Genomic DNA, 5597 nt, shown 5'->3' with positions numbered 1-5597 from the left:
TTTTCAATGAGTACAACATCGAAGCGCATGGCAACGTCGTCGTGTAAGTTATTTTCTTGGTTATAACAAAGTGCGGTGCGCGTAATGCGTTGTTGCTTGCGCTGGTTGATCGTGTCGGCGGCACAGCCAAAATCACTGCGACTACGGTAACGCACTTCAATAAAAACCAATGTCTCGCCCTCGGTCATGATCAAGTCAATCTCCCCCCAGCGACTGCGATAATTTTGTGCTTTAGGTTTTAGCCCTTGTTTGGTGAGATAATCCGCTGCCATAGACTCGGCGTCGGCGCCTAATTGAAGGTGGTGGGCACGACGGTGCATTATGGCGTAACAAGTCGCGGACTTACACCCGTATCCGGTTGCGCTAACATAACCGGTATGCCATGGCTGATTTTTGCCCAAGATAGCTGGCGATGCAGTCGCCTTTGTCGATCCATGCTCAGTACGCCTGTTTGCCCTTGGTAGGAATAATATTCTGATTGTTGTAGCGCGTTAATATGGGGAATAAGCTTGAATGCATCAGCACCTAAGGCGTAGAGGCGTAGTAGGTTATGACTATTTTGTGGCCAAAGTTGCGTTACTTGTTGGCGTATGGCTGAAGCAGCAGGATCAATGGCCCACAGTGTGTCGCAGAACATGACGCCATTAATATCGCGATCAGCCTCGGCATTGATGGCGCCACTAAAGATGTGTGAGCTGGCATAGACTGGCAGATTGCTGGCGCGGTGAAATTTAAGTTGGGGTTTTAATAAACGCCCTTGACGTGGGAACGCAGCAAGAAAAATAAAATCAGCATCATGGCGACGGCGCGGCTCAAAATGCAGTTCTAAGCCCATTTGTTGTTGTAGGCTGCGTTTACGTGTTTGACTCGAGTTAAGTTGCAGCATACTGCGTAAGGGTCGTGAAAAGTCGCTACTGTTAGCATCGTAGTATTTACTCTCAACGAGAACGCCACCGAGTGACTGCCAATGATCGGTGAAAGCAGTTTGCATGCGTTCGCCCCAATCACCTCTTGGCGTCAACGCGATGGCTTGTCTGTGACCATCGTGCCAGGCACGTTCGGCAACCTGGCGCGCTTCATCTTCGGGTGACAGACCAAACTGAAAAAATAAATCGTGGGGTTCGCCACGGCCACTGACATAATTGAGCGCCAGCAAGGGGGTTGATAAATCACTACGTAATGCCAGCGAGTCGATAGCATTTTTGCTCAGTGGCCCAATAATAAACTCAGCGCCATTGCTTACCGCGTTTTGATACACCGTGTAGATGTCGTCACGAACTTGCCCGTCGGCGTTGGTTACATCATAGACGCGAATGCTGGGTGTAACGTTGTGATCATTTTGGTAGTAAGCAGCTAAAAAACCATCGCGTATCGCCTTAGCAGCATTGGCCAAGGAGCCTTGTAAGGGCAGTAGTAGCGCGATACTTGATGGCCGATAGGCTTCCAGGGTTTGTCGTGCCAGTACGCTATCGACAATGAGCTGATCGGCTGGGTGCGACGGGAAAAACTGTCGCCATTCGTTGATGCTGCGACGGGCTTGCTGGGCAGGGCGTTTGGTAATAATAGCCAGTTGTAACCAGCCTAATACGGTACTATTAAACGCATTGGCTTGAGCAGCTTGCAGCTTTTCTAGCGGTGCTGATTGCAGCAGTTGCCAAAGTGTTTGATGATTGAAGTGCTTTGCAGGGGCATCGTCAAGTAAAGCATCGAGAGCGATATGTGAGCGTGCGGCGGCAATAGGGTCGTTGAGTGCGTTGGCTATGGTGATACGCAATTTGTGAATCTTTTGTTGTGTCAGCGTATCCGCGTGTTCAGGGATAGTGAAATTAAGCGCGGTTTGCGCGCGTACATAGTCGCGTTGTTCAAGGGCAAGATTGGCGACAAGCAGTTGTCGTTGTAGTAGCTGTTGCGTCGTGAGACGGTTTATATCAAGCTCGGCCAGCAGTTCAGCGCTAGCCTTGCTCTGGCCAGATTTAAAATAATTTTGTGCTGCCTTGATTAGCCACTCGTACTTAAGGCCTTCATCTGTGCTGGTTGTAGCGAGCTGTAGATAAAGTTCAGCCGCTTTGTTGTGGTCGCTGGCTTGCTCAGCGGCAAAGGCTTGTTGTTGTATTTGCGTTGAGGGGCTATCAGGCTTGGTTACTGTACCAGTACAAGCGCTGAGCAGAAATGTCGCAACCAATGCGTAGAGTAATGCCTGTAATAGTGTTTGCCTGAATATGAATCGGGAAAAGATTGATTCACCCGATTTACATGGGAGGGTTTGGTGGAGATTGCTTAATTCGGGCACACTGGTTCCTTTTATACTAAATCACTAAGCGTGCCGGTCACGTTAGCTGTAGGGGGTGAGAGTGTCAATTGCCAGTGTAGTGTTTCATATTGAATGCAGGTATAGAAAGCCAGCTGCGGTGTTACGCCCTCTTGAGATAGCACCACTATCCCGCGTGTCAAGCACGGGGCAGGCTCTGCGAGGACGCGCCTTGCATCTGCCTTTCTGGTTGCGTCTATACCTGCATTCGATATGAAACACTGCACTAGTGGGACTTTATACGTTGTTGCTACACCGATTGGCAATCTCGGCGATATCAGTGCGCGTGCATTGCAAGTGTTAAATGATGTCGATGTCATCGCCTGCGAAGACACGCGTCATAGCGCACACTTATTACAGCATTTTGGCATTTCTACAAAAACCATAGCATGTCACGATCATAATGAACGTAATGTGAGCGCAGCGATCGTCGGCTTATTGCGTGAGGGTAAGTCCGTTGCTCTGATCTCGGATGCAGGTACGCCCTTAATCAGTGACCCGGGTTATATTTTGTTGCGTGAAGTGCATCAAGCTGGCTTGAAAGTTTGCCCAATTGCTGGTGTTAGCGCCTTGATAGCAGCGCTGAGTGTTGCTGGTTTAGCGACAGATCGCTTTGTTTTTGAAGGGTTTTTACCGGCCAAGGTGGCTGCGCGGCGAGCTCGACTGCAACAGCTAGTGAATGAAACACGAACACTAATTTTTTACGAATCATCGCACCGTATCCTGGCCAGTCTGGATGACTTGATAGACGTGTTTGGTGCCGACCGTGATGCGACGATGGCGCGTGAGATGACCAAGAAATTTGAAACCATTCACTCGGCTAATTTGGCACAATTGCAGACGTTTATCGAAGTAGATAGTAATCAGCAAAAAGGTGAATTTGTGCTGGTGGTTGCGGGGTCAAAACCGACGACAGATAAGGCCGATGCCGAACGTATTTTGATTATATTGTTAGCAGAATTGCCCGTTAAGCAGGCCGCAGCACTGACTAGTAAATTAACTGGCGTTAGCAAAAATGAGCTTTATCAGCTAGCGCTCACCTTGCGCCAATCAATGGGCACCTTGTCAGGTGATGGCTGAGCGCTTAAGCTAGCCACGGAAGTCAGCCAGGCAATCGCTGTATCGGCAGATTATTATTTGGCGATAGAGAGGAAAGTCCGGGCTCCACAGGGCGGGATGCCAGGTAACACCTGGGCGGCGTGAGCCGACGGCAAGTGCCACAGAAAATATACCGCCATCACTGCTTGCAGCGGTGGTAAGGGTGAAATGGTGTGGTAAGAGCGCACCGCGCTGCTGGTAACAGCAGTGGCAGGGTAAACCCCATCCGGAGCAAGACCAAATAGGGGAGCATTGGTGTGGCCCACACTGCTCCCGGGTAGGTTGCTAGAGGTGCGCGGCGACGCGTATCGTAGAGAAATGATTGCCCACGACAGAACCCGGCTTATCGGCTGACTTCCTCCTTTCTTTTTTACCATTATTTGCTTACCAGAGGCTTTCTAAGTCTTTGATTGTTATGGTACCTTTAGGCATTTCTCAACCGCTTTCCCCCAATCCCTCGCAAAACCTGGAAAACCTGTAACTACGCCTCTTGACAGTGACATCTATGAGTATATAGTGGCAAGAATGTGGGGAAAAGTGGTAAATAGTGGGGAAAATATGGGAAGCCGGGTATGTTCTACGGTGTAACTCATATCAATCTCGACACCAAAGCGCGCTTGGCTGTGCCAACGCGCTATCGTTCTTTGCTTGAACAGCATTGTGCCAAGCAAGTGTGTATTACTGCTGCTTTCAATGATCGCTGTTTACTCGTTTACCCGCAACCCGAATGGGAAAAGCTTGCGCGCAAATTATCCAATATGCCAACGGTGTTTGATAGTGTTGCGCGCAATGTTGGTCGTGTCTTGATGGGTTATGCCGAAGAGCGCCAGCTCGATGGTCAGGGCCGCATCTTGTTAACTGCTGGCCAGAAAGAATATGCCGGGATCAGTAAAAGTATTGTCTTGGCTGGGCAAGGTAATAAGTTTGAAATCTGGGACGAGGAAAGCTGGAACGCGATTGGCCAACAGTGGTTATCTGGCGATCCGGCGGCAATTGATGTCGACAAATTGCCTGATTATTTAAAAAACCTGTAATGACAGATTTGGCAGTGGCTGGGCATTACCCAGTGATGCTTAACGAGGCGATTGAGGGCTTAGCAATCAAAGCAGACGGCACTTACATCGATGTGACGTATGGTCGTGGTGGTCACAGCCAGGCAATTTTATCGCAGCTTGGCTCTGCTGGGCGTTTGCTGGCGTTTGATCGTGATATCGCTGCGGTGGCTGATGCGCGTGAGCGTATGGCCGATGAATCGCGTTTTGAAATCATACATTCTGTTTTTAGCAATTTAGCTGATGTGGTTGGCCAACACGGTTTGCTCGGCAAGGTTGATGGTTTGCTTTGTGATTTTGGTGTTTCTTCGCCACAGATCGATAGCGCTGAACGTGGTTTTAGTTTTCGTGCTGATGGTCCACTTGATATGCGCATGGATCAGAGCCAGGGTCAAAGCGTCGCGCAATGGTTGCAGGATGCGCAAGAAAGCGAAATTGCCCAGGTTTTGCGTGAATTTGGTGAGGAGCGCTATGCGCGTCGTATTGCGCGTGCAATCATCGCACGGCGTAAGGAGGCACCCTTGGCGACAACTGCCGAATTACGCCAACTTGTTGTTACCGCATCGCCAAAACAAGAGCGCCACAAAGACCCTGCAACGCGTAGTTTTCAAGCGCTACGTATACAAGTTAATGATGAGTTAGGTGAAATTAAGCGTCTGTTAGAGCAGGCTTTATCAGTGCTTGCGCCGGCAGGTCGTCTTGTTGTCATTAGTTTTCACTCGCTGGAAGATCGCATTGTTAAATGCTTGATGCGACAACACTCGAGCCAAGTAGATGATCTGCCGCATGACATTCCATTTGCTGCGCCAGCTAAACCGAACCAGCTCAAATTGGTAGCTAAGGCGCGTAGCGCGAGCCAGCGTGAGCTCGATGAAAACCCAAGGTCGCGTAGTGCCATGCTGCGTATCGCAGAGCGCTGTCCGTGTTAGGGTCTGTTGACGTTTCATTTGTGCCACTGTTGCGTCTTCAACGCCGCCAATCCAGGCACGAGGCGCGTCGTTTGGTTGCGCCAAATGAGCAACGAGTAACGCCGAGTGGCGGCGTTGAAGACGCAACCCACAGGGCTGAGCCTCATTTTTCGCCCTACTGCGTTGTCAGTCGCTTATATAGCACAACTATACCGCGCTTCTTCCGTCTTG

5 protein-coding genes and 1 other RNA gene are annotated in these 5597 nt (G+C 50.0%); 4 read left to right on the top strand and 2 right to left on the bottom strand.

What is annotated here, in order from left to right:
* Both JKY90_07860 and JKY90_07855 read right to left on the bottom strand, forming a co-directional pair.
* Positions 1-320, bottom strand: a 320-nt coding sequence (locus JKY90_07860) for a YraN family protein (protein ID MBL4852176.1), incomplete at its 3' end; no start/stop codon positions are given.
* Positions 320-2290, bottom strand: coding sequence for a penicillin-binding protein activator (locus JKY90_07855; GenBank protein ID MBL4852175.1), 1971 nt, complete (start codon positions 2288-2290; stop codon positions 320-322). The genes JKY90_07860 and JKY90_07855, both read right to left, overlap by 1 nt.
* Before the next feature lie 231 nt (positions 2291-2521).
* Here JKY90_07855 and rsmI point away from each other — a divergent pair, with 231 nt between their 5' ends.
* The 4 genes from rsmI (at position 2522) to rsmH (ending at position 5387) form a co-directional block, all read left to right on the top strand.
* Positions 2522-3388, top strand: a complete 867-nt coding sequence (rsmI, locus tag JKY90_07850) for a 16S rRNA (cytidine(1402)-2'-O)-methyltransferase (GenBank protein ID MBL4852174.1) — start codon at positions 2522-2524, stop codon at positions 3386-3388.
* An 18-nt stretch (positions 3389-3406) separates the two neighbouring features.
* Positions 3407-3768, top strand: an RNA gene (gene rnpB, locus JKY90_07845) — RNase P RNA component class A.
* 210 nt (positions 3769-3978) lie between these two features.
* Positions 3979-4440, top strand: a complete 462-nt coding sequence (gene mraZ, locus JKY90_07840) for a division/cell wall cluster transcriptional repressor MraZ (GenBank protein ID MBL4852173.1) — start codon at positions 3979-3981, stop codon at positions 4438-4440.
* Complete coding sequence (rsmH, locus tag JKY90_07835; GenBank protein MBL4852172.1) at positions 4440-5387, top strand: 16S rRNA (cytosine(1402)-N(4))-methyltransferase RsmH; 948 nt, start codon at positions 4440-4442, stop codon at positions 5385-5387. Before mraZ ends, rsmH begins: the two co-directional genes overlap by 1 nt.
* The last annotated feature ends 210 nt before the right edge of the window (positions 5388-5597 follow it).

The organism is Gammaproteobacteria bacterium, from assembly GCA_016765075.1.
Lineage (GTDB): Bacteria > Pseudomonadota > Gammaproteobacteria.
Note: the sequence above shows the minus strand (reverse complement) of the source record. Positions and strands in the feature narration are given on the sequence as shown.

Excerpts from the sequence above, each read along its gene's own strand:
- rsmI (MBL4852174.1), top strand. The coding sequence starts at position 2,522 with ATGAAACACTGCACTAGTGGGACTTTATACGTTGTTGCTACACCGATT.
- mraZ (MBL4852173.1), top strand. The coding sequence starts at position 3,979 with ATGTTCTACGGTGTAACTCATATCAATCTCGACACCAAAGCGCGCTTG.
- rsmH (MBL4852172.1), top strand. The coding sequence starts at position 4,440 with ATGACAGATTTGGCAGTGGCTGGGCATTACCCAGTGATGCTTAACGAG.